Source organism: Saccharothrix sp. (genome assembly GCF_031180885.1).
Classification (GTDB): Bacteria; Actinomycetota; Actinomycetes; order Mycobacteriales; family Pseudonocardiaceae; genus Actinosynnema.
The window spans coordinates 162,756-184,946 of sequence record NZ_JAPSLK010000010.1 but is presented as its reverse complement, the minus strand read 5'-3'; the positions used below and the strand labels follow the sequence as shown (position 1 = coordinate 184,946).

Annotated in this window: 32 protein-coding genes; 12 read left to right on the top strand and 20 right to left on the bottom strand. The window is 71.3% G+C overall.

Going from position 1 to position 22,191, the window contains the following annotated elements:
- Positions 1-104: 104 nt before the first annotated feature.
- The 4 genes from RIN75_RS15780 to RIN75_RS15765 all read right to left on the bottom strand — a co-directional run bounded on the left by RIN75_RS15780 (position 105) and on the right by RIN75_RS15765 (position 2,349).
- Complete coding sequence (locus RIN75_RS15780) at positions 105-1,250, bottom strand: helix-turn-helix domain-containing protein (RefSeq protein WP_309112663.1); 1,146 nt, start codon at positions 1,248-1,250, stop codon at positions 105-107.
- 69 nt (positions 1,251-1,319) lie between these two features.
- On the bottom strand, positions 1,320-1,688 hold the full coding sequence (locus RIN75_RS15775; protein ID WP_309112662.1) for an SPW repeat protein: 369 nt from the start codon (positions 1,686-1,688) through the stop codon (positions 1,320-1,322).
- 2 nt (positions 1,689-1,690) lie between these two features.
- Complete coding sequence (locus RIN75_RS15770) at positions 1,691-2,062, bottom strand: ATP-binding protein (protein ID WP_309112661.1); 372 nt, start codon at positions 2,060-2,062, stop codon at positions 1,691-1,693.
- Between the two features lie 35 nt (positions 2,063-2,097).
- Positions 2,098-2,349 (bottom strand): hypothetical protein, encoded by a 252-nt coding sequence (locus tag RIN75_RS15765; RefSeq protein WP_309112660.1) that lies wholly within the window; start codon positions 2,347-2,349, stop codon positions 2,098-2,100.
- 220 nt (positions 2,350-2,569) lie between these two features.
- Between RIN75_RS15765 and RIN75_RS15760 the strand changes: the two genes are divergently transcribed.
- From RIN75_RS15760 to RIN75_RS15750, 3 genes are read left to right on the top strand one after another with little or no spacing between them, the layout of a single operon-like run.
- Positions 2,570-3,070 (top strand): response regulator, encoded by a 501-nt coding sequence (locus RIN75_RS15760; RefSeq protein ID WP_309112659.1) that lies wholly within the window; start codon positions 2,570-2,572, stop codon positions 3,068-3,070.
- Positions 3,060-3,281, top strand: a complete 222-nt coding sequence (locus RIN75_RS15755; protein WP_309112658.1) for a hypothetical protein — start codon at positions 3,060-3,062, stop codon at positions 3,279-3,281. Before RIN75_RS15760 ends, RIN75_RS15755 begins: the two co-directional genes overlap by 11 nt.
- Positions 3,278-3,715: an SRPBCC family protein gene (locus tag RIN75_RS15750; protein ID WP_309112657.1), complete on the top strand. Its 438-nt coding sequence runs from the start codon at positions 3,278-3,280 to the stop codon at positions 3,713-3,715. Before RIN75_RS15755 ends, RIN75_RS15750 begins: the two co-directional genes overlap by 4 nt.
- A gap of 42 nt (positions 3,716-3,757) precedes the next feature.
- On the opposite strand, the gene RIN75_RS15745 is transcribed toward RIN75_RS15750, so the two are convergent.
- Complete coding sequence (locus RIN75_RS15745; protein WP_309112656.1) at positions 3,758-4,495, bottom strand: CPBP family intramembrane glutamic endopeptidase; 738 nt, start codon at positions 4,493-4,495, stop codon at positions 3,758-3,760.
- A gap of 361 nt (positions 4,496-4,856) precedes the next feature.
- Here RIN75_RS15745 and RIN75_RS15740 point away from each other — a divergent pair, with 361 nt between their 5' ends.
- A complete protein-coding gene (locus tag RIN75_RS15740) occupies positions 4,857-5,147 on the top strand; it encodes an iron-sulfur cluster biosynthesis protein (RefSeq protein WP_309112655.1) in 291 nt (96 codons plus the stop codon).
- 573 nt (positions 5,148-5,720) lie between these two features.
- Here RIN75_RS15740 and RIN75_RS15735 read toward each other — a convergent pair.
- Positions 5,721-6,035, bottom strand: coding sequence for a hypothetical protein (locus RIN75_RS15735; protein WP_309112654.1), 315 nt, complete (start codon positions 6,033-6,035; stop codon positions 5,721-5,723).
- Positions 6,036-6,499: 464 nt separating this feature from the next.
- On the opposite strand from RIN75_RS15735, the gene RIN75_RS15730 reads away from it, so the two are divergent.
- Positions 6,500-6,958 (top strand): CAP domain-containing protein, encoded by a 459-nt coding sequence (locus tag RIN75_RS15730; protein ID WP_309112653.1) that lies wholly within the window; start codon positions 6,500-6,502, stop codon positions 6,956-6,958.
- A 69-nt stretch (positions 6,959-7,027) separates the two neighbouring features.
- Here RIN75_RS15730 and RIN75_RS15725 read toward each other — a convergent pair whose 3' ends face one another.
- Complete coding sequence (locus RIN75_RS15725; protein WP_309112652.1) at positions 7,028-7,402, bottom strand: ATP-binding protein; 375 nt, start codon at positions 7,400-7,402, stop codon at positions 7,028-7,030.
- 494 nt (positions 7,403-7,896) lie between these two features.
- Here RIN75_RS15725 and RIN75_RS15720 point away from each other — a divergent pair, with 494 nt between their 5' ends.
- Together RIN75_RS15720 and RIN75_RS15715 are read left to right on the top strand one after the other, a co-directional pair.
- A complete protein-coding gene (locus RIN75_RS15720) occupies positions 7,897-8,784 on the top strand; it encodes a potassium channel family protein (RefSeq protein ID WP_309112651.1) in 888 nt (295 codons plus the stop codon).
- Between the two features lie 345 nt (positions 8,785-9,129).
- On the top strand, positions 9,130-9,375 hold the full coding sequence (locus tag RIN75_RS15715) for a hypothetical protein (RefSeq protein ID WP_309112650.1): 246 nt from the start codon (positions 9,130-9,132) through the stop codon (positions 9,373-9,375).
- A 112-nt stretch (positions 9,376-9,487) separates the two neighbouring features.
- Here RIN75_RS15715 and RIN75_RS15710 read toward each other — a convergent pair whose 3' ends face one another.
- On the bottom strand, positions 9,488-9,742 hold the full coding sequence (locus RIN75_RS15710; RefSeq protein ID WP_309112649.1) for an ATP-binding protein: 255 nt from the start codon (positions 9,740-9,742) through the stop codon (positions 9,488-9,490).
- A 44-nt stretch (positions 9,743-9,786) separates the two neighbouring features.
- On the opposite strand from RIN75_RS15710, the gene RIN75_RS15705 reads away from it, so the two are divergent.
- The gene (locus tag RIN75_RS15705; protein ID WP_309112648.1) at positions 9,787-10,140 is read left to right on the top strand and encodes a MarR family transcriptional regulator; all 354 of its coding nucleotides are present in this window, start codon (positions 9,787-9,789) and stop codon (positions 10,138-10,140) included.
- A 165-nt stretch (positions 10,141-10,305) separates the two neighbouring features.
- Here RIN75_RS15705 and RIN75_RS15700 read toward each other — a convergent pair whose 3' ends face one another.
- The 5 genes from RIN75_RS15700 to RIN75_RS15680 form a co-directional block, all read right to left on the bottom strand.
- Positions 10,306-10,848: a carboxymuconolactone decarboxylase family protein gene (locus RIN75_RS15700; RefSeq protein WP_309112647.1), complete on the bottom strand. Its 543-nt coding sequence runs from the start codon at positions 10,846-10,848 to the stop codon at positions 10,306-10,308.
- A 193-nt stretch (positions 10,849-11,041) separates the two neighbouring features.
- Complete coding sequence (locus RIN75_RS15695) at positions 11,042-11,554, bottom strand: TetR family transcriptional regulator (RefSeq protein ID WP_309112646.1); 513 nt, start codon at positions 11,552-11,554, stop codon at positions 11,042-11,044.
- Positions 11,555-11,767: 213 nt separating this feature from the next.
- Positions 11,768-12,193 carry a DUF6789 family protein gene (locus RIN75_RS15690; RefSeq protein ID WP_309112645.1) on the bottom strand — a complete coding sequence of 142 codons (426 nt, stop codon included), beginning with the start codon at positions 12,191-12,193 and terminating at the stop codon, positions 11,768-11,770.
- Positions 12,194-12,391: 198 nt separating this feature from the next.
- A complete protein-coding gene (locus RIN75_RS15685; RefSeq protein ID WP_309112644.1) occupies positions 12,392-12,700 on the bottom strand; it encodes a DUF3040 domain-containing protein in 309 nt (102 codons plus the stop codon).
- Between the two features lie 250 nt (positions 12,701-12,950).
- Positions 12,951-14,078, bottom strand: a complete 1,128-nt coding sequence (locus RIN75_RS15680; protein WP_309112643.1) for a site-2 protease family protein — start codon at positions 14,076-14,078, stop codon at positions 12,951-12,953.
- Positions 14,079-14,415: 337 nt separating this feature from the next.
- On the opposite strand from RIN75_RS15680, the gene RIN75_RS15675 reads away from it, so the two are divergent.
- From RIN75_RS15675 to RIN75_RS15665, 3 genes are all read left to right on the top strand, one after another.
- The gene (locus tag RIN75_RS15675) at positions 14,416-14,895 is read left to right on the top strand and encodes an STAS domain-containing protein (RefSeq protein WP_309112642.1); all 480 of its coding nucleotides are present in this window, start codon (positions 14,416-14,418) and stop codon (positions 14,893-14,895) included.
- Positions 14,896-15,038: 143 nt separating this feature from the next.
- Positions 15,039-15,254 carry a hypothetical protein gene (locus RIN75_RS15670; protein WP_309112641.1) on the top strand — a complete coding sequence of 72 codons (216 nt, stop codon included), beginning with the start codon at positions 15,039-15,041 and terminating at the stop codon, positions 15,252-15,254.
- Positions 15,255-15,269: 15 nt separating this feature from the next.
- Positions 15,270-15,677 carry a four-helix bundle copper-binding protein gene (locus RIN75_RS15665; protein ID WP_309112640.1) on the top strand — a complete coding sequence of 136 codons (408 nt, stop codon included), beginning with the start codon at positions 15,270-15,272 and terminating at the stop codon, positions 15,675-15,677.
- 110 nt (positions 15,678-15,787) lie between these two features.
- Here RIN75_RS15665 and RIN75_RS15660 read toward each other — a convergent pair whose 3' ends face one another.
- From RIN75_RS15660 to RIN75_RS15640, 5 genes are all read right to left on the bottom strand, one after another.
- The gene (locus RIN75_RS15660) at positions 15,788-16,180 is read right to left on the bottom strand and encodes a hypothetical protein (protein WP_309112639.1); all 393 of its coding nucleotides are present in this window, start codon (positions 16,178-16,180) and stop codon (positions 15,788-15,790) included.
- 149 nt (positions 16,181-16,329) lie between these two features.
- A complete protein-coding gene (locus RIN75_RS15655) occupies positions 16,330-17,331 on the bottom strand; it encodes a trypsin-like peptidase domain-containing protein (RefSeq protein WP_309112638.1) in 1,002 nt (333 codons plus the stop codon).
- Between the two features lies 1 nt (position 17,332).
- Positions 17,333-17,863: a copper chaperone PCu(A)C gene (locus RIN75_RS15650; RefSeq protein ID WP_309112637.1), complete on the bottom strand. Its 531-nt coding sequence runs from the start codon at positions 17,861-17,863 to the stop codon at positions 17,333-17,335.
- Between the two features lie 98 nt (positions 17,864-17,961).
- Positions 17,962-18,468, bottom strand: a complete 507-nt coding sequence (locus RIN75_RS15645; protein ID WP_309112636.1) for a PCC domain-containing protein — start codon at positions 18,466-18,468, stop codon at positions 17,962-17,964.
- Positions 18,469-18,577: 109 nt separating this feature from the next.
- Entirely contained in the window at positions 18,578-18,997 is a 420-nt protein-coding gene (locus RIN75_RS15640) for a hypothetical protein (RefSeq protein WP_309112635.1), read from the bottom strand.
- 161 nt (positions 18,998-19,158) lie between these two features.
- Between RIN75_RS15640 and RIN75_RS15635 the strand changes: the two genes are divergently transcribed.
- A complete protein-coding gene (locus RIN75_RS15635) occupies positions 19,159-19,401 on the top strand; it encodes a hypothetical protein (RefSeq protein WP_309112634.1) in 243 nt (80 codons plus the stop codon).
- A 203-nt stretch (positions 19,402-19,604) separates the two neighbouring features.
- On the opposite strand, the gene RIN75_RS15630 is transcribed toward RIN75_RS15635, so the two are convergent.
- Both RIN75_RS15630 and RIN75_RS15625 read right to left on the bottom strand, forming a co-directional pair.
- Entirely contained in the window at positions 19,605-19,910 is a 306-nt protein-coding gene (locus RIN75_RS15630; protein WP_309112633.1) for a hypothetical protein, read from the bottom strand.
- Complete coding sequence (locus tag RIN75_RS15625; protein ID WP_309112632.1) at positions 19,889-21,862, bottom strand: restriction endonuclease; 1,974 nt, start codon at positions 21,860-21,862, stop codon at positions 19,889-19,891. The genes RIN75_RS15630 and RIN75_RS15625 overlap by 22 nt, the downstream gene beginning before the upstream one ends.
- Positions 21,863-22,191 lie beyond the last annotated feature (329 nt).

Sequence of the window (22,191 nt, the reverse complement as noted above, 5' to 3'; positions counted from 1 at the left end):
CACCCCCGCGTCGGCGTGGCGCCAATGCTGCCGGGCACGGACCCGGCCGACAACGCGCGAGATCGGCCAAAGATCACGCCGTTGCTTGCCGACCTCCGGCAAGGTCAGAGCAGTTTCGCCCCCAGCACCGCCACGTGGAGGGTGAGCCCTTGAACGGGGTCGTCGGCGCGGTAGCCGGTCAGTTCCTCGACCCGCTTGAGCCGATGGGTCACCGTCCGCACGCCGATGTGCAGCACCCGGGCGCACTCCGTCGCCACCCGACCGCAGGCGAAGTACGCCGACAACGTCTCGACCAGGACCTCGCCACCGCCGCGCGCCTGCCGCAGCGGCGACAGGACCGCCGACACCAGGCCGGCCAGCGCCGCCCGGTCGCGGCCCAGCACCCGGAACACCAGCAGGTCCGACGCGCGGTGCACGCGACCGGGCAGGTCGAGCCGCGCGGCGACGTCCAGCGCGTCCCGCGCCTGCCCGAACGACCGCACCGGGCCACCCGGCCCCTCCTCCGCGCGGCCGACACCGACCCGCCACCGCACGTCCTCGCCCAGTGTCGCGCCGACCAGCCGGACGAACTCCTCCGCCAGTGCGATCAGCCGCTCGGGACCGACGCACACCAGCAACCCGTCCTTGGTGGTCACCAGCACGTCCCGCGCGTCGACCCGGGCGCGCAGCGAGGCGTCCACCCGGCGCACGGTGCCGCTTCCGTCCACAAAGGACTCGTCGGCCGCCGCCACCGCGACGACGGACCGACCCGGGAGCCGGAACCCGACCCGCTCCGCGCGTTCGGCCAACTCGCGCAGGTTGCGGCCGTCGAGCAGGTCGTCCACGAACTCCCGCCGCGACGACTCCTCCCGCCGCACCGCCCAGCGCCGCGCCTCCTCGTAGCCGTCGGCCAGCGCGCCCACCGCCGCGTCGGCGGCCCGGAACACCGCCTTGCCCACCGCGCCGAACATCTCCGCGCCGGTCGACCCCCGCACGCCCGGCAGCGCCGGCCACGCCAGCCAGGTCGCGCTCAGGTACAGGTCGATCGCGGCCCGCATCGGCACACCGCGCTCGGCCGCGAGCGCGCCCACCGCGCGCCGCGATTCCAGGTGCTCGACCGGAAGCCGCCCACCACCGGCGCTCACCTCGGCCAACGCCTCCAGGTAGCCGTCGAGCAGGTCCGCCGGGACGCCTTGGGCGTCCTCGCTCGCCCGCCGCGCGATGTCCGCGACGTCCATCACCGGCACACCCACCGGTTTCTTCCTCGCCATGGGCACAGGTTCGCACTTGCGCCGACCGCGTGTCGGCGCGTGTGCCGCACCGCGCGACCGTCGCAGGTCTCAGCGCAGGCGGTGGGCGAGGAACGCCACCGCGGCACCGAGCACGGCGATCCCGCCGCCCACCGCCCAATCGTTCACCACCGCGGCGGTGGCGTCGGTACCGCCGCGGTGGTCGAGCACGAACGGCGCCATCGCGACCCACACCCCGGCCAGGCACAGCAGCGGCCCGGTCCACGGCACCTCGTCGAGCGCCATCATGCCGATCACGGACACCACGACCACGGCCGCGCCCACGAGCACGTCGTTGCTGTGCAACGTCAGCCGCGCGTCGGCGATGCCGTACCCGAACGCGAAAGGTGCCAACACCAACCAGATCCCGAGCAGGAACGCGGCCACGCACAGCGGGCCGATCGGAACGGCGGATCGCATGGTCAGTCGAACACCAGCTCGGCCCACACGATGGTGCTCTCCGGGTTGGCCAACACGCCCCATCGCGCCGACAGCGCGTCCACCAGGAGCAGGCCCGCGCCGCGGTCCCAACCACCGAACCGCGTCAGCGGCTCGTCCCGCACCGCGACCACCAGGGCCTCGCGCGCCTCGTCGAGGCCCAACTGCAGCACGTACGGGGGCAGCGCGTGCCGGCGCGCGTTGTGCAGCAGTTCCCCGACGACGACGCCGATGAGCGCACGGTCCCGGTCCAGCCAGCCGTCGAGTTGTTCGGCCAGCCACCGCGCGATCTCGTCGTCCGAGGGGAAGTCGCCTTCCTCGATCACCAGCGCCACGGACTCGTGGTCGGGGATCATCGACCCGCCTCGAGGATTTCCGTCCACATCGGACATCACACCTCTCCGACGTCGCCGGCCGCTCGACCGACCGGTCCGGGCACGCCTGCGGGCACGGGCGGCGCGCAGCGCTCGCACACGTGCGGCCCCACGGGGCGGTCACGGCCCTGCCAACCCGCATCGACCGCGAGCGCCCACAGGGCCGGCCACTCCACCGGTGGCCGCCGATCGGTGGAGAAGGCACGTCCGCAGTCGTCGCAGATCAGCAGCGGCGAGCAGGTGCCGTCGTCAAGGGGGATCGCGGTCACAGCGTCAGGTGTCGACTTTCTCCACGGTCGTGGCCGGGCGGGTGCCGGCCGCGCTCTCGCGACCGGCACCTCGCAACACACCCGGAAATCCTGGCAGAGCACTCGACCCATGGTGGTGGCAACGAGCCCCGACGAACCTTGCGATCGCCTTGCGATCGCCCCTCGCCACGCGCACCGCGGTCGGCACGGGCCCGCCGCGCGGGGCACAATCCCTTGTGACATGGAGCTTTCCGCATTGCTGGTCGAGGACGACGAGCACATCAGGCTGGCACTGGGTCTGGCGCTGGCCGACGAGGGCTTCGCCGTGACGGACGCGGTGTCCGGCGAGGACGCCCTGGCCCTGCTGGAGCACACCGCGTTCGACGTCGTCCTGCTCGACGTCATGCTGCCGGGCGTCGACGGTTTGGAGGTCTGCCGCACCCTGCGCGCCCGGGGTGACGTGCCGATCATCATCGTGAGCGCCCGCACCGATCCCTCGGACGTCCTCGCGGGCCTGCACGCCGGCGCCGACGAGTACGTCACCAAACCGCTGGCGGCCGGGGACCTGGCCGCCCGCATCCGGGCCGTGCTCGGAAGACGGGCCGACCCGCCACCGGACGACCAGCCGGACCACGTCCCCGGCACCGGGAGCGATCGTCAGCCAGTCGTCAGATGCACCAACGGATTCTTCGCGGAGGATGGCGGGGACACCGGACGAACGGGAGCGCACCGTGACCCATGACGAACTCAGCACCGATCCGCTGGTCAAGGACATCGCGACCCGGCTCGCCGCCGAGTTCGGCGGACGCGTGTCGCACAAGGTGGTCCTCAGCACCGTCACCGACGCCCGCCGCGACCTCGAAGGCCAGATCGTGCCCGAGGCGATCGGCGAGATGCTCCACCGCCTGGCCCACTACCGCCTGGACACCCTGCCGACCAGGGCGAGCCGATGAGCCGCACGGTCCGGGTGACCCGGACCAGGTCCGTCCCGACCGACGCGGACGCCGTCTTCGACGTGATGACGGACCTGGACGACCTGTCCGCGTGGCTACCCGACGGGATCGACGTCGACCGCTACGGACCCGATCTGCTGCGCCTGTGGATAGGGCACGGCGGCGTGCACCACATCGTCGAACGCCGCGTGGACATCGACTGGGAGTCACGCCGCATCACGTGGGGCGCGACGGGCACCAGCTACTCAGGCACTGCGCAGGTGCTGCACCTCGCCCCCGGCCGAAGCGTTGTCGCCGCCCAGGTCGAACTCCACCACACCGCCCACCGCGCCACCGCGGAGACCTGGCTGCACCACGCGCTGGACGGCCTCGCCGACGCGGTGGCCGCCGAGCACCACTGCGCGCCGTGGTGGTCGGGCACCGTCCTGACCTGACCCGGCTCCGTGGTTCGCTCGTCGATCCCACGGGACAGCCGTTCACGTCGTCAGCAGGAGCAGTCCCACCGCGGGCAGGAAGTTGTTGGCCTGGTGGGCGACCACGGCGGCGAGGAGGTTGCCGGTGACCAGCCGGGCCAGGCCGACGGGGATCGACAGGACCAGCAACAGCGGCGTGCGCAGCAACTCCAGGTGGGCGACCGAGAACACCACGCTGGTCACCGCGAACACCACCCAGCGGTTGAACCGCCACTGTTCCAGCGCCCGCCACAGCACACCGCGGAACAGGATCTCCTCACCGATCGGCGCGAGCAGCCAGACCGCGAGGAAGACCCCGATCGCCACCGCGAGCGGGAGCTGCCTGCCCTCGAACGCCTCGCCGACGGCGGAGTTCGCGTCGTCCTCACCCACCCAGGCCGCCCAGGCGACCGCCGCCGGGACCGTGACCAGCAGACCTCCCAGGCCGAACCCGAGGCCGACGGCCACATCACGCGGGCGCCACCGAACCGCCAACCCGCGCCCGACCCGCCCCTCACCCGGCCCGCCCCCGACGAGGGCGACGCCCGCCACCGCGACCAACGCCGCCAGCGCGGTCGGCACCACCAGCAGCGCGACCAGCGCCCCCACCGGCAGGCGGCCGTCGGCGGTCCCCGGATCACCCGCGAACAGCACGAGGACGAGGACCGACACCGCGAACCACACGACCTCGGCCACCACGAACACGCCCAGCGCCGCCAGCCCGGCACGGCCACCACGACCCGCGCGCGTCACCTGCCCCATCTCCCGACCTCCCGCGCCCGCCACCCCACAAGGATGCCCACCAAAGCCCCCACGACAACATCCCAGCCGTACACGGTCCACCGATCACCACCCCCGCCGGTCCAGCGCAGGCCGCCGTTCGCCACTCGACCACCGCGCCCACCCACCGTCGTCGACGCACCGCTGGGCAGTCCATTGAGGACGAAAACACGCGGAACAGTCATGGAATCGCAAGAAAAGCGGGTCTCGGACAGGAAGGCGTCCTTGCGATTCCCTTGCGGACAACGGATTCCTCCCCGCCGACGCTTGCCCTCGCGCCCGCCGGACCTAGCGTGGACGGTGACCGGCCCCGCACGGGGCATCCAACCGGGAGGAAGAGACTGTGCTTGCCATCGACGACTCGGCGACCGCGGCCATCACGACGCTGACCAACGCCACCGGTGCCGGACCCGGTGGAGGGTTGCGGATCACCCTGGAAGCGCTGGACGACAACCCGGCGTTTCGGCTGGAGATCGCCCCCGCGCCTGCCGAGGGCGACAAGACGGTCGCGTCGGAGCACGGCGCGAAGGTGTTCCTCGACGACGGAGCATCCCGGCTGCTGGCCGACATGGTGCTCGACGTGCGGACCGACGAACGCGGCGACTTCCGCTTCGGCGTCTACCCGCAGCTCTGACCGGTCACCGCTGTCGACATCGCTCCCGACAGCAGCGTGGTCTCCTGCTCGCCATGAATCCGGCGACGGGTCCGATGCCCGCGCCCCCCGGCCGCGTCGTCCGAGGGGCGCGGGCGGGGACGCCGGCCAGCCGTCGGGTGAGGTGAGCGACCCACCGAGATGACGCACCACTCCCCGGCCCGCCACCGTTGCGCGCACGGTGCGCGCGGTCCGGACGATACCTCACCTCGACCACGTGTTGGCGCCACGCCGGTCGAGTCCGGTTCCCGGCGCGAATCGTCAGCAAGTCGTCAGGTCTGAGGTACCACCGGTGCCCCATACTTCGTGTGCGGCTCGCATCGCGGGGCTGCGCAGCGAGCCGCACCACACTTCCCGCGAACCGCGGAATCAGTCAGCCCGTCATGGCGCTGTCGCGGAACAACGGCGTCATCTCGCCGACGCGGCGGCGCTGTCCGGCAGCAGCACGGCGACCGGGCACGGCGCGCCGTTGACCACTTCGTGGCTGACCGACCCCGGGAACACCCCGGCGCAGTGCACTCTTGCCGTGGCTGGGGCGGCATCGGGCCTTGTCGGTCACGACACGTCTTTGGATGGGTCATCCCGCGCGCGGCGGCGACAAGTCACGTATGTGCTGAAGAGTGCCTTTGCGATCACGATCAAACCCACCACGATGGTGTTCCCAGCCGCCGCCGTCGAACCCGGCCACGGCCGGTAGCCGAGCACGACCTGCGCGAACAGCAGCCATACGCCCAGCATGACGTTGACCAGGCTCAACCACGGGACCTTATGGGGCGCGAGTGATCGCACGAGGCTGAGCAGCGCGATGGCCGCGCCGGCGACGATGTCGCGCCAGCACCCCTCGAAACCCTCGCCGGGCGCGAAGTCCAAAGCGGACGGTGTCGGCGCCAACCACACAGCCGCAACGAAGGCCACACCGCTGGCCGCGCTCGCGGCCACGGGTTCCCCGGCCGCGGTAGGACGGCGCCAAAGGACCGGCCGCGGCATACGGGTGCACCACCGGCTGGTGGCCCTCTGAGGCGGACCGGTCCGCAAGGCAATCGCAAGGATCTCGGATGCCCTCGCTCCCGTGGCCGATCAGGTCCTGTGCGCACCCGTGGCCAAAAGGGCGGACAGCGGCCGACACCGGCGGTGGCACCCGACACCCGGGACGTGTCGTACTGGCCGGATCCGGAAACCCCCGGCGTGTGAGGCCTGGATTCGTCGCGGCGGCCCTGGTGGTGGCATTGACCGCCACCGGCGGTTGCATCGTGGCGGAACGAGGTGGCCCACGCGGCGGGCCCCCACCCGGGTCGCCGCCCGCCGCAAGCGCCGACGCGACGCCCCGGCAGCAGATGGAGCGCGAGATCTTCGACCGGGTCAACGCCGAGCGGGCCGCACGAGGACTCGCACCGGTGTCGTGGAACGAGGAGCTGGCCGCGGTCGCCGCCCAGTGGAGCCGGCACATGGCCGCCACCGGCCGGTTCGAGCACCAGGACACGCGGGCGCTGCTCGGCCGCGAAGACCTGGCGGGGTTCGTCGCGATCGGCGAGAACATCTTCCGCTCCACCGGCCCCGTCCCGGCCGGCGCCGTCCACGCCGGGTGGATGCGCTCTCCCGGCCACCGGGCCAACGTGCTCAACCCCGGCTGGGACCGGGTCGGCATCGGCGTGTTCTGCGCCGACGACGGTTCGGTGTGGGCGACGCAGGAGTTCGGCCGGACCTCCGACGCCGACCGGCCGCCGGTGTCGGAGCAGACCCCTCCCGCCGAGCCGCTCACGCGTCCGGAACCGACCGGTCCGCGTTGCCGGTGACCGCCACCGAGCATGGACGCCGGACCGGATCGCGATCACGCGAGGGAATGTCAACCGGCGACCTTCGGATCAGTCGTCGAACCGCAACTCAGCCCACGCGGTCGTGGTACCGGGTTCCGACACCACGCCCCACCGCGTGGATTGGGCTTCCACGAGCAGCAGTCCCGCACCACGCGCCCAGGGCTTCGGCGCGCCTGCGCACCGGTCGCGGACGCTCACCAGCAGCGTCCTGGTCACGAAGTCGACGGACAGCCGGAGGACGCACGGGGTGCCGCCATGGCGGCGGGCGTTGTCGAGCAGTTCTCCGACGACCACGCCGACCGCTGCCAACTCGTGCTCCAGCCAGCCGTCCAGCCGCTCGCGCACCCACAGCGCGACCACCTCGGCGGACATCGTCGGGTCGTCGGTGACAACCAGGGTGGCGCTGTCGAAGTGCGCGGTCATCCCACACCACCCCACACATCAGCACGACGACCGGTGACCGCGAGCGACATCATGTGCGACACCTTCGAGCTTCCCATTCCCCGCCGGGTGTGCACCTGAAGAACTGCTTGCGATCAGCAGGAGCGCCGGCGGGATGGCGCTCTGAACCCCGCCCGGGGACCGCTGACCACGCTGCCAGCGGCACGTGAGCGGTCACCACGCGAAGGGAGCGCTCTCGCAGATTTCGGAACCCGCCCGACGCCGGGGTGCGGACCGCGCGGTGTCCCCTCCCGGGCCTAGGGTCACGCCGACACCGACTGCCATGAACCGAACGTTGCCCGCGGGTCGGCGCGAGTCCACCGTGGACAGGTGACGGAGAATGCTTGCGGCGACACGCGGCACCAGCGCGCCGGACACGGGTCCGGTGCGGTCGGCGCCGGACGTGGACGGGCGCGGCCAGGGTCGTCGGCATCACCTGTGTCGGGCTCGGATGCCGGCACCGAGGAGGAGTGGGCATGGGATGGCTGTGGACGGCGCTGGGCGTCGCGCTGGTGCTCCTCGCCCTGCGCGACGTGTTCCACACCCTGTTCCACCCCAGCGTCCGAGGTGATCTCGCGACACTGGTGATGAGGGTGGTGTGGCGGTCCGCTCGCCGCCTCGACGGCCGTGGCGCGTCGTCGTCGTTGTCCGGACCGCTGGGCATGGCCGCCGTCGTGGCCACCTGGGGCGGACTCACCGCGGCGGGGTGGACGCTGATCTACTTCGCCCAGATGCCCGAGGGTTTCTCCTTCGCCTCCGCGCTCGACCACCCGGAACGAAGCGACCTCCTCGACTCGCTGTACCTGTCGCTGGTCACGGTCACCACCCTGGGTTTCGGTGACATCGTCCCGACCTCGCCGTCCTTGCGGCTGGTCGCGCCGTTGGAGGCGCTGGTCGGGTTCTTCCTGCTCACCGCCGCCGTCTCCTGGATCGTGCAGATCTACCCGGCGCTGACCCGCAGGCGCGTGCTCGCGCTGCGCCTGGCGACGCTGCGCAGCGCAACCAGCGAGCACACGGACTCTGTGGTCGACGACATCCCGCCCACCACGCTCCTCGAACTCGCCGACGGCCTCAGCCGGGTACGGGTGGATCTGATCCAGTACTCCGCCACCTACTACTTCAGGGAGACATCGGAACGGCTGTCCCTGCCGATGGTGCTCGGCTACGCCCTCGACCTCGCCGACCACGCGCTGACATCCGAGCACCGCGGCACGAGACTGGCCGGAACGGTGCTCTCACGCGCCCTCGACGACCTCGCCGACGGCCTGCGCGAAGGATTCCTCCGGGTCGACGGCGACACCCGAACCGTGCTGCACGCCTATGCCATCGAGCAGGCCACACCCGCCGCCGCTCGACGGAGATGATATTCCTGCCGGCAGGATCACCGGGAAGTGCGCGACCGCGGCGTGACAGCGCCACCGAACCACTTTTGTCCACAATGGATTCTTACGGTTCCGGCCGAGGAGTCGCGACCCCGGCGCGCCGCCAAGCCCCGCCCCACCGGGGCTCCACGGTGTCGCTCGAGGTCGTCCCCAATGGACGAGCGCCGCGATGTGCCGAGAACCCAGGCAGGGGGTAACCCAACGGTTCCACCATCGGGAAGGGTCCGAGCGATGCACCGCGACGCGGAATACCGGGACGATGACCGGCGGTCGCCGGATCCCGCGCCGGGGGCCGGCCCCTGGGACGTACCCGGGACGGGAGCGGTCATGGAGTCGAACACGCCGCGGCTCGATCGGCACTGCGTGGAGACCATCGGCAGACTGGCCGCGGAGTTCAGCGGAGTCCTGCCCAGGAAGACCGTCACGGAGACCGTGGTCGAGGCCCGGCGGGACCTGGAGGGCCAGATCGTGCCCGAGGCGCTGAGCGAGATGCTGCACCGGCTGGCGCAGCACCGGCTCCGACACATCCGCGAGAACACCCGCGAGCCGGGTGAGCGGCGCGGTCAGCCCTAGATGTCCTGCCCCTCCTTCCCGGCCGAGGTCGTGGTGCGGCTCCCGGTCAGACGCCGGCCGGTACCGGCCTCGGGGTCGGTGCGCGCGGCGGCACGGGCAGTCCCGACCGGCGTCAGTCGTCGAACCGCAACTCCGCCCACATGGTCGTCGTGCCAGGCTCCGACACCGCGCCCCACCGGACGGACAAGGCCTCCACGACCATCAAGCCCGCGCGGCACCGCCACGGTTCGGGCCGGCGGACGCACTGGTCGCGGACGCTGACCAGCAACGCCTCGCTCTCCAGGTCGAACGACAGCCGGACGACGCAGGGCGTGTCGCCGTGCCGGCGGGCGTTGTCGAGCAGTTCGCCGACGACGATGCCGACCACCTCGACGCCTCCTCGTCGCCGTCTCCGCCCGGTCGATCGCCGCCGTGGACGAGACGATCACCCTGCCCGAGTTCCGCACCCTGGTGGTGCTGGAAGGCCGCGGGCCGCTCAAGTCGACCGCTCTGGCGGAACTGCCGGCGGTCAACCCAGCCACGGTGAGCGGGATGTCCGACCGCCTGGTCGCCGCAGGAGCGGGAGTCGAGCCCGAGTTCCCGGCGCGAGGTAGTCCTGGCGGTCTCCCCGGCGGGCCGGCGGGTCGTCCAGCAGGTCACGCGCAGACGCCGGCCAAGATCCGCAAGATCGTGGTCCGGATGCCCGAGGCCAACCGGACCCGACTCGTGGGCGTGCTGTGGGCCTTCGCCGAGGCAGGCGGTGAACCCGTCGCCCACGACGACTGAATCCACCTGGACACGCTGTGAGTCGTCAGGACGGCCGCCGTTACCTTTCGTCCGACCTGGGCCGAGGTCCCACGCCGGTGCCATTCGCACCCAGCGAACACGAGCAGTCGATGTGGGCCGCTGCCCTGGCCCACGCCGGTCGCGGCGCGAGCCAGGGCGTCGGGGTCAGTGGTTGTGGCGGACGACCGGCCAGTCGATGTCGGTGTCGGCCACCTTGTTGAGGTAGTTGGTGAACACGTTCAGGGCGACGTGGGCCACGACCTCGGCGATCTCGCCATCCGTGAGACCCGCTTCCCGGGCGGCCTTGAGGTCGGCGTCCTCGACTCCGCCCCGCGTGCGCAGGATCTCGGCGGCCAGGGCGAGCGCGGCCTGCGCCTTGGCGTCGGCGGCCAAGCCGGTGCGGGCGCGGTCGGCTTCCCCGGCGTCGAGCTTGGCGATGGTGGTGGCGATGTAGGTGTGGGCCGAGAGGCAGTAGTCGCAGCCGTTCTCCTCGGCGACCAACAGCGCCAACTGCTCGCGCACGCGGGCGGGGAGCACGCCGGTGCCGAGGGCTCCTGAGAAGTCGAGGTACGCCTTGAGCACGGCCGGACTGTTGGCCATCGCCTTGGTCATGTTCGGCGTGACACCCAGCGCCTTCTGCACGCCGGCGAGCAGGTCGGCGGCCGGGCCGGTAGCGGTCTCGGGCTGGATCAGGGGCAGACGCGACATGGCGAAATCCTTCCGGTTCTAACGTTTGACAACCTGAGCAACCGTTAGATAGGCAGCAGAATTCCGATCTTGCCCGTTTGTGAGCGCAGTCACAGCAGCCGCGTCGCGGCGTTCCGCCGACAGGACGCGCCCGTCCTGGATCCGCCGTGCGTCGCGCGTCGTTTCTGTCCACATGCGACCCGGCAGCCAAGCGCTATCGCAGACCCGGGGAGCGGGCGAGGTGAGTGGCCCACCAGCGGAGCTGGGGCCCGGAGTCGGTGGCGGCCCTGCCGGCGAGCCCGGCACTGCGGCGGAACCGCGGGCCGTACAAGGGCTCGGTGGCGAGCGCCTGGTGGAGAGCGGCGACGGCGAGGCGGGTGTCCTCCACAGAGGCGGTGGCGGCGTCGGGCCGCAGCGCGTGGAGCACGTCGACGACGGGGTCGAGCATCCCCGATCCCTGGTCCCGCCAGCCGGCGGCGTGCAGCGCCACGGCCAACTCGCCGTAGCCGCGACGGTAGAACACGGCCAGGCCGTCGACCAGGTCGACGAGGTCGGCGCCACGGTCGAGCCAGGAACGCAGCACCTCCTCCACCCCGGCCCGGACCTTCCAGCCACCGTGGCGCAACAGCGCGGCCAAGAGCCCGTCACGGCTGCCGAAGTGGTGGTTGATCCCGGCATCTGTCATGCCGACGCGGGTGGCGACGGTCCGCACCTGGACGGCGGCCACACCACCCCGTCGCCGCCACTGGCCGAGGCCGTGGCCACCGAATGGCGGGCAGCACCACGACGCCCAGGACGCAGTCGCGGATCCGGTACCGACCGGACACGGACACCGACCAACAGCGGCACCCTGACCGTCCGCAGCGGGGGCAACCTGCGCAGCGCGACACCTCCGTGCGACATGGCGCGCACCGCAGGCCTTCTCCGTGGTGGCCTTCGATCAGGCCATCCTGCGAGTCGGGCGCACGGCAGCCGAGCGCACGCCGGAGCCGAGCACGAGCCCGTACAGCAGGTGGCCGACGAACGAGATCCAGAGCGTGAACGCGGCGGCGGCGTCGGAGTCGATGAGCGGCCACAGCACGACGTGGTCCACCAGCCACAACAGCGCCCCGTACACCGGGCCGACCAGCACCGGTGTCCATCCCAGCAGAGAACCTTCGCTCAACGGGTTCGGCACCATCAGCGCGAACAGCGCGCCGAACAGCGCCGCCAGCAGGAGGTGGACGAGCGCCCCGACCACGGAGCCGAGCCAGTCGAAGGTCCCGTCCAATGGGATGCCCCCGAGGAATCCGGCGAACGAGTGGGCGATGGCGTTGAGGGCGTCAGGAGTCCCGCGCCCGTCATCGCCGAAGCGGCCGTCGCCCACAGGGCCATCACAGATCCGGCGACAAGTCCACTCGCCACTCCGGTCGCGGTTCTGCGCGTCATGGCCCATGCACCTCCGACGATTCCGGAACGCCTGTTCTTCCCCTGCGACGGTTCGAGGGCGGTCAGGACCGCGTGTTGTCGGACCCCGGTCGCACCGGACCGACCCTGCGCCAGTCCGGTGTGCCCGCCTGGGTGCTCAATCCCCGAGACCCAACTCGCGCTGCGATCGCCGTACCCGCCGGCGTCGGACGTGTCCGGCCATGATCAGTCCGACGCCGACCCACGAGAGACCGACCAGCACGAGCGGGAAGTTGACCGCGAGACTGCCGATGAACGCCACCGTCGCACCGCAGATCCACAACACCCGCCACGGCCACAGGCGAGGCCGTGCTCCATCGGGCAACGTGGTGCGCAAAGCATGTGCCAGCCGGGGATCCGTCGTGGCGAGGACCCGTTCGATCTCGCGCAACCGCAACTGTTCCTGGTGGCTCAACACGGCGTCCACGCTCCCACCGCCGGCCGGGTGGCTTCCGCCCCGCCGTCGCGGAGTCGGACGTCGAGTTGTCGGTGAAGCACCGGGCACACCTCCACCCGCGTGACCGACACCGCCGACACCCGGGCGCACCTGCCGGTGTCGGCCCCGGGACGAATTCTCGACCTCATGTCTGCGCTCCTCTCCACTTCCGCTCGAGAGCGCGCCCCGACGCGACCGATAAGCACCCGGACGCCGGGGCCCGCCGCTCTCGAAGGGTGGCTCACTGCCTTGCATCCAAGCCCCGCAGGGTCACGGCGCGGCTGACATCGGTGGGCGACACGATGCCCACCAGCGCGCCCTGGTCGAAGACGAGGGCGCGGCCGTCCGAGCAGCCGTTCATCGCCGACATCAGCTCCGGCAGCGAGTCGTCCGGTGCGGCGAACGGGATCTCCTCCGGGGGGCAGGCCACCTCGCGCAGGGTCGTGGTCTCGCGCAACTCGGGCGGAACGCTCTTGAGCCGGTTGAGGGTGATCATGCCTTCGACCCGGCCGGCGTCGTCCACCAGCGGGAAGGCCGAGTGGCGGCGCACGAGTGCGGTGTCCCTCAGGAACATGTCGACGCTGCGAGCTCCGTCGGCGACATCCGGTCGCGGGGTCATCACGTCGCGCACCCGCACGCCCGCCAGCGCCGCGCCCACTTCCGCCTGCCACTGCTCGGCACCCGCCGCCAGCACGATGAACAAACCGATCAGAACCCACCACAGGCCGCCGCCCGCACCGGCCAGCAGCCCGACCACACCCAGCAGGACCAGGCCGAACCCGAACCCGCGCCCCAGGCGGGAGGTGACCACGGTGGCGCGGTGCCGGTCGTCCCAGCGCCGCCACAACGCGGCGCGCAGGATGCGGCCACCGTCGAGCGGCGCCGCCGGGACGAGGTTGAACGCGGCCAGCACGAGGTTGATCAGCGCCAGGTACGCCGGCACACCCGACACCAGGGCAGGCCCGTCCGCGACCACCACCAGCCAGGTCACGATGCCGAACAGCACCGCGACCAGCCCGCTGGTCAGGGGGCCGACGCCCGCGATGCGGAACTCCGCGCCCGGATCGCGGAACTGGCCCTTCAGCGAGGCCAGACCGCCCATCATCCACAGCGTGATGCCCTCGACCTCCTGCCCCTCGCGCCGCGCGACGAGGGCGTGCGCCATCTCGTGCGCCACCAGGGAAGCCAGGAACGCCACCGCCGCCGCGACACCGGACACGAGATAGGCCACCGCCCCGTAACCCGGATAGGCCAAGGGGAACCGGGCGAACCCGACGCCGAAGACCAGCAGCACCACGACGGCCAGCACGCTCCAGTGCATGCCGATCCTGATGCCCCACAACCGTCCCAGGTGGAATGTCGCTCGCACCTCTGCCACTTCCTCCGCGCCTTTTGCGCGTGTCGTCTTCTCCGATCTCGGATCCGGCTCCGGTGGTGGACGGGCACGCCGCGGCCACCACGGCGGCCGTGCTCCTCGGATACCCACCGGCCCGACGACGACCCGCACCGTCAGCCAACCGCAAGGTCCGGCGCACGGACGAGGAGTTGCCAGTAAGCCGTGCGCGAGTCGCCCGAACAGGCTGCGTCAGGCAATCGCAAGGTCCCGGTTCCGGTGTCGTCGATACGATGGGGACACGAGGACACGCCGGATCGGACGCCCGACAGGCGCGGTTCGCTTCACCTGCCCGTAGGGCACGTGGCACGGGATGGACCGGCGCACTCGAGTCCGGGGTCACCTCACGCGGCGGTCGCACACCGCCCAGGCCGGCGGTCGTCCACGCGCTACTGTCCACAGTGAAGGGACAATGGCTCGCACCGACGGCGGAACCCCTTGGCTCAACCTCGAGGTGACCACAGCGGACGGCTCCCGAGTGGTCGTGTGCGGGGGTGAAGTGGACGCGGCGTCCGGCGGGGTCCTGGTCGGCGAGGTGGCGCGCCAGTGCGAACGCGGCGCGCGCCTTGTCGTCGTGGACCTCTCCGAGATCACGTTCTTCGGCGCCGCGGGGATCAACGCGTTGATCGCCGCGCACCGGGCCGCGAACGCGGCGGGCAGCCGGATGGTGGCGGCGGGCAGCCCTCGATGTGTCCGCCGCCCGTTCGACCTGACCGGGGCGCGCCTTGCCCCATCAACCGTCGGTCCGCGGCGCGCTCGCCTCGAATTCGCAGGTCGATACCGCCCGGTGTAGGACACCCCACCGGTCCCGACCGCCCGTTCCGCCGTTTCCGACACGTCGTCCGCGGGGTTCGCGAGGCCGACCAGGGGTACCCGGTCGTGACGGCCGCACACCGGCACGGCCGCCGACCGCTCGCGGCCGGGAAGGACTGGGCCATGCCACCCCACCTCGCACCGAAGACCAAGGCCGGTCTTGTCGCGGCGCTGGTGCCGCTCGGTTTCCTGGTGGGCTTCATCGTCTACGCGACGAACAAGCCCCACCCCTCGACAGCGCTCCTGGTGGTGATCGCGCTGTGCGGCGCCGCCGTGCCGCTGACGGTGATGATCTTCCAAGCCGGCGGCCGACGTCGAGAAGCGGACACATCCGATTGAGGAGGAACACCCACGATGACGTCCACGACCATGCCGATGCTGGAGACCTATCCCGCCGACATCAACCTCGACCGCACTGCCCTGGCCGCCGCCATCGACTCGCTGATCTCGTGCGCCGAAGCGTGCACGGCGTGTGCCGACGCCTGCCTGAGCGAGGACGCGGTGCCGGAGCTGACCAAGTGCATCCGCACGAACATGGACTGCGCGGACATCTGCGGCGCGACCGCCCGGGTGCTCTCGCGCCACACCGGCTACGACGCCAACATCAGCCGCTCGCTGCTCGAAGCGTGCGCGACTGCCTGCAAGTCCTGCGCCGACGAGTGCGCCCGGCACCAGGATCGGCACGAGCACTGCCGGATCTGCGCCGAGGCGTGCCACAGCTGCGAACTGGCCTGCCGGGACCTGCTGACCGCGATGCGCTGACCGCGTCCGGGTCTGAAAGCCGCCCCGTGTGCGGTCGCCGCGCAGGGGGCGGCCTCACCCGGTCGAATCCGCTCGACGACGTGTGTACCGGCTTGACGTGCGGTATCGGTTCACTGCGCGGGCGTAGCCGTGTGGACCCTGAACGGCGTTCCCTGCTGGCAGGTGGTCGGCTGCCCCGGCTGTGGCGTGCCCTCCACGACGACCCTGGCCCCTACGCGGACGACCTGCGGGTCGCCACCGAGCAGGAGGTACTGCCCTCGGTCCGTCGCCATCACCAGGCACCCGGCCTCGACACCGGCCATGACCTCCCCGCGCAGCGTCATCGTCGTGGGCGTGGTCGTCGGCGGCGGGGTTGTCGGCGGCGGGGTTGTCGGCGGCGGGGTTGTCGGCGGCGGGGTTGTCGTCACAGTGGGGGACGGCGACAAGGTGGGGGACGGGGTGCCGGGTGGCCCGTCGGAGCCACCGCACCCGGCCAGTGCGGCGAGCACGACGGCCGTCGTCACGACCACCCGAAGCCCACGGCCACGGCATTCCCCAGGACGGGGTTGGACATGTGACACCGGAACACCTCCAAGCGAGAGGCTGGGCACCATTCTGCTCGAAGTCCTGGCGGAACACGCTCCCGGGCGTGCCCCTCCGCGGCCGGAACCTTTCACCGGTCGCGCGCGGCGATCTCGACGGTGAGCTCCCGCCGCTGCCCGTCCCGCACCACCTCGACTCCGACCTGTTCGCCGGGTTCGGTGCGGCGCAACGCCCCGAGCAGGTCCTCGACGCTGCCCACCTCGTCCTGGCCCATGCGCACGATCACGTCGCCGACCGCCACGCCCGCCGCGGCGGCGGGTCCGCCCTCGTCGACGCCCAGCACCAGCGCACCCCGTTCGACGTCGATGTCGAACCGCTCCCGGATCTGGGCGGTCAGCCGCCCCGCGGACACGCCCAGGTACGGGTGCGTCGCGGTGCCGTCGTCGAGCAGTTGCCCGGCCACGTCCACCGCCGTGGCCGCGGGGATGGCGAAACCCAGCGACACCGCGCCCGCGCCGGGCGGGATGTACGCCTCGTTGATCCCGATGACCCGGCCCCGCGCGTCCAGCAGCGCACCGCCGGAGTTGCCCGGCGAGATCGGCGCGTCGGTCTGGATCAGGTCGACCAGCGCGCGAGCCCGTGACGCCGCGCCGGGGATCTCGCGGTGCAGCCCCGAGACGATCCCCGCCGTGACGGTGTTCTCGAAACCCAGCGGGCTCCCGATGGCCCAGGCGGGGTCGCCGGGGCGCGGCAGTTCCTCGTGGAACTCCGCGACCGGCAGCCCCTTGCGGTCGGTGCGCACGACGGCCAGGTCGGTGACCGTGTCCACGGCGAGCACGATGGCGGGCGAGGCCTCCCCGTCGGCGTACTGGACCTCGACCCGCCGCTCCTCCCCGACGACGTGCGCGTTGGTCAGCACCACGTCCGAGCGGAACACCACGCCGCTGCCCACCCCTGCGGCCGTGCGGATCGTCACCACGCTGGGTGCCACGCGCTCGACCACGTCCGCGTAGGTGCCCGCCTGGCTCGTGGGGATCCTCGTCACGCCGGTCACCGGGCCGCTTCGATCCGCGGGCGCGCAGGCGACCAGGGCGAACATCGCCGCCACAGCGGCGAGCCGTCGACGGGTCATGTCATTGCCTCCCCGCACGGTCGCATCCCAAGGGGGTGGGCCCGTCGCCGTCCGCGGTCGCCTCGACCATCGCCGACACCCTGGTGCTGCCGGCGTCGCGGAAGGTGAAGTCCACGGGCACGGTCGTGCCCGCGAGCACCTCGTCGGTGAAGTCGACCAGCACCAGGTGGTAGGCCAGGCCGCCCCGGCCGAGCCCGGCGTCGTCGACGGGCACCGTGAGCGACCCGACCTCCTCGCTCGTGCCGTCGCAGTCCCGGTCGGCTCGCATCACCACCTGCCGGGCGTCACCCGACCGCACGGCGACCAGCTGGTCCGGCTTGCCCGATCGGGTGAACATCACCAGGCGCACCACCGCGTCCTCCTCCGCCTGGTAGGCGGGGCCCGGCGGAGCCTCGACGAAGACGTTGCGCAGCACCACATCGCCGACTTCGGCGTTCGTGCCCATCGTCCCGCTCCCGAGCTGCTGCTGCGGTTGCCCGCACGCCGTGACCGCAACGAGCACGGCGGCCACCGCGAGACCCGTTCGCCTCATACGGGCCGGTTACCCGATCGCCGTCGACCACCCCTTGCGGACGGCGTTCGTAACCTGTTCGCAAGGTCCCGTCGCCCCCACCCCGAGGAGGACCGCGGTCACCGGTGCCCCGTCGGCGGCGCCAGCCCGTGGCGCAGCGGGTCGTGCTCGACCACTTGGTCGTCGGCACCCAGGTCGAGCAGGTGCAGGCCGGTCTCGGGGTCCAGGCGGCGGCTGAGCGGACGCGCCGACTCCGACACCACGACCTCCAAGGTCGGCCGCACGACGGCGTGCCGCAGGTGGCCACCCCTGGTGCTGCCGTCGCGCAACCCGACCACCGCGTGGATGTGCACGGTCCAGTCACCGCCCTCCGAGCGGCCGATGCTCCCCGTGACCGACAACGCCTCGCACTGCTCGTGGACCGGGATGTCGAGGTAGCGCTTCTCCCGCACGTCGTAGAAGGCCAGCGTGCAGCCGCTGAACCCGCCGGTCGCGGTGAACGACGCGGACGGGAGTTCGTGCGCGCGGGCGAACTCCAGCAGTACCTCGACCACGGACTCGCCCGAGTCCAGCACCACCGTGTACTCCCGCGCGCCCCGGTCGTGCATCACCTTGTACCGAGCCATGTCGCACCGTCCTGCCCCGTCGTGCGGATGTCCGTCATCGGGTTCCGCCCGGCGCACCGGACAACCGCACGGCGACGACGGAGTTGCCGCCTCGTGACCTTCCCTTGGCCTACTCGTCGGTTGAAGCGCGCGGCATCGGTCTGCTCGTGACATCCCGGACGTAGACGCCGGCGACGTAGGTCAGCACAGCGATGAACAACATGGCCCCCGCGAGCAGGTCGTTGACCGCCGCCGCGCGTTCGGTGGCGCGCAGGTCGAGCGCCGTGGGAGCGGCCAGCAGCCAGCACGCCACCGCGGCCGGCGCGATCGCCACGGGCCAGGTCCGCCGCAGGCCTGCGACCTGGCACACCGACACGAACACGGTCGCCCCACCCGCGGCGAGGTCGCTCCACCACGCGGCGCTCGAGTGGGGCGAGTAGCCCAGCACCAGCGGCGCCACCATCAGCCAGAGCCCGACCGCCGCACCGACGCCGGAGGCCGCGGTCACCGCGATGTCACCGTGTCGCCGGGTGAGGACCGCCCGCGTCATGCCGTTGTGCTCCAGAGGTCGAATGGCCGCCCGCAGCAGGGTCGCACGCTGCGGCGGAGTCGAACCTTGCGACCACCTTGCGATCAGGTGCGGGCTGCGCCGTCCACGGGACCATCCGCCCGCGACCGGGTACGACCACCGGGCGACCGTCTCGGAGCCCGGTGGACGACGACGCGAGCGCCGCGGCGGAGCGGGTCGCTCTCCTCGATCACCGACCGCAGGAACCGCTCGCCGCCCTGGAGATCACCGCAGAACTCGACCTGCCCACCCTGCTCGTCCACGGCGGCAACGGGTCGCCCGTCACCGATGACGCCGTCGAACGGTTGCGGCACCTGGTTCCGCACGCCACGGTGACCCGCATCCCCGCGCAGCCGGACACCTCGTCGCCCGAGACCAACCGGTAGCGCTGGCCGAAGCCGTGGCCACCGAATGGCAGGCAGCACCACGACGCCCAGGACGCAGTCGCGGATCCGGACCCGGCACAGCGGAACAGACCAGACCAGGACACGGACACCGACCAACAGCGGCACCCTGACCGTCTACAGCGTCGTCACCTCGAAAAATGCACCTCACCGCGGGCAAGGAACACACTGATCGAGCGCGGTCTTCAGCGCTCCGGTACGACGCCCTGGTCTCGAACCCTGCGGTGGAAGCGCCTCCAGTCGAGCACCGTCCACGTGACCAGGCCGGCGAACGGAACCGTGTAGAACAGCAGCCCGCCGACGGCATACCCGGTGCCCCGGCCGTCGCCCCAGCCTCCCGTGATCGTCAGGATCACCGCGACCAGCGCGAAGAGGCCCCAGGCCGCCGTCGCGAGCCACAACACCCCACGCCCGACCCACTGCCAGGTCGACCTGACATTGGTCCTGATCGCGACAGAACGAACCTGCGTCAGCGACATCGTGCCGCGCAACTGCGAACCCCGCCCCGAACCGGCTGCCGCAACCAGTTGTGCAGGAGCACGGGATCACGTGGAACAGCCTGTCGTTGCACCGCGTTGTTCCACGTCGTGCGCATCCCGTACGCGAACCCGGCGGTATAGGCGGGACTCGGGGCGAAGTGGGAGTCGACCAATCCATCGGGTGCGGCGTAGGCGCCGAGGTACTGGGCGGCCTGCGGTTGCCACGCGGCCAACGTGCTGCCTGGTGGGGCGTGTCCCGCGGCGAGGAGCCGCCACTGCTCCCGCCACGGTTCCAACCACCGCAACGGGTCGAACTGTGCCGCGATGACGCTCTCCATGACGAACAAGGGCAATGACGCGGCGAACACCGCCCCGTCCGACTGACCTTGTCGGTGGTCCACGACTCGCCGCTCGGCGGTGTCCGCCGACGCCACGGTCGGGGTTGGCGGCCCGTCCGTCACGGGTGGCGGCGCAGGCGGTGCACTCGGCACGCTTGGCGCAGGACCCGGGTCATCGGGTACCACGGGGTGCTCCGCCGCTGGAGTGTCCGCAATCCCACGGGTTGCAGCGGCCGGGCCGTCCTTCTCCAGCCACCGACCGAAGACCGTGATCCGCAGGATCGCGATCCGATCGTCCGAGCCTCTTCCCGCGCGATGGCCAACGGAGAGGTAGACCGACCCGTCCACGCCCGCCGCGAGTCGCGCGCCGGCCGCATCGACGCCTTCAAGCACTCCGATCCGGACCCGCTGCCCGGTGACCACGTCCGCGACCCACAAACCCGAGTCGGTGCCGACCGACATGACCTGCCGATCCCCCAGCGCGACCAACGTCCCGGGATGTGACTGCGGCACAGCGATCGTCTTGTGCACGGTGGCGTTCTCGGTGGAGTAGAGACAGGTGTCGACCCCGTCGGTCACCACCACGTCGCCCGAGTCCAACCAACAGGCATTTGACACGACACCGGGAAGGGCCGGGATCTCGCTGACGTGTTCATCGCCGAGCTGCTGCCCCACCTGGACCAGTTCCGGCACGTTGTGACCGCTCGCCGCACCTCCCCAGTCGAGAAGCCACGCAGTGGTGGCCACTCGAACCGAAGATCGGTGGTCCGAAGGCGACGAGGAACCGCTCGACAAGGCTTCCAGCTCTCGATTCCGAAACCGTCCGACGCCATAGCCGCGCTGGACCACGACGGAGTCGCCGGTGATGACGGGGCTGCCGTAACAGCCGTAGGCCTGAACACGCCAGTCCGCTCGCTGCCGGGCGAGGTCCACGTCCAGCACGCCGTCGTCCACCGTGACCATGAGCCGGTGCTCGCCGAGCACTCTCACAGCAGATCGACGGGATGGGATGCCGTCAGCCACAAGCTCGACCGTCGCACGGTCGAGCACGTGCGCCACCGGACCGGCAGCGGAACCCCAGGTCGCTTCGAAATCGACCCGCGGCGCATCCCTGCGATGACCGATCAACTCTCGGACCGGCTTGTAGGCCTTGCCTTCGAAGGATGCGGCGTCGGTGACAAGGTCGAACAGTTCCGCAGGCGGGACGAATCCGCTGAGCATGGCCTCCCAGTGACCTCGGTCCAACAGCAGGAGATCCAGGCGCCGTCCTCGGTCAAGCTCCGCAAGAGCGTTCTCGCTGTAGCCGCTCATGGACAGGAACACGCCGGTGACCCCCAGCATGCGCTGCTCCACCCGCCGCTGCAGCTTCGCGATGTAATCGGTGCCGACAGGTCTTGATTCCCACTTGGCTTCCAAGATGAACCGGCGACCACCGTGACTGAAAGTCACGTCTATTTCGCCGATGCTCCTCTGGTCGGCCTTGGCCGACATGCCGAAGCAACCGAGCAACTCCGCGATGAGGCCGTTGAACCTCTGTCCTCGCTGCTGCGCTGTCACAGCCCTGAGATCACGAAGGGATGCGTACTCGCGCACAAGCCTGCGCCATCCGGTCGAGTCTTCGAGCACGCTCACACCTTGTCCCAACGATCTCCGTACCAGGCCGCGACGAGTCTGACCCGGTTGCGGCCGTACCCGCCTTACTACCTCGTCCCCTGAACAAAACCCGATGAATCACCGAGATCACTGCATCCGCAACCACAACGTGATGGGCTCAGCGGCCAATCGGGTGAGCACTCCGCACTTTTCGGGCCGGGCCGGATCGGGGATGCCGACCCGCCACGTCACCGAGTCTGATCATTCCTCTTGCCGCAAAAACGGTCGCGCCGCCCCTCGCTCGCGCTCCCGAGATCCTCGACTGAGTCGAGGGCTCCTTCGTCCCCTGGGGTCGACAAGCC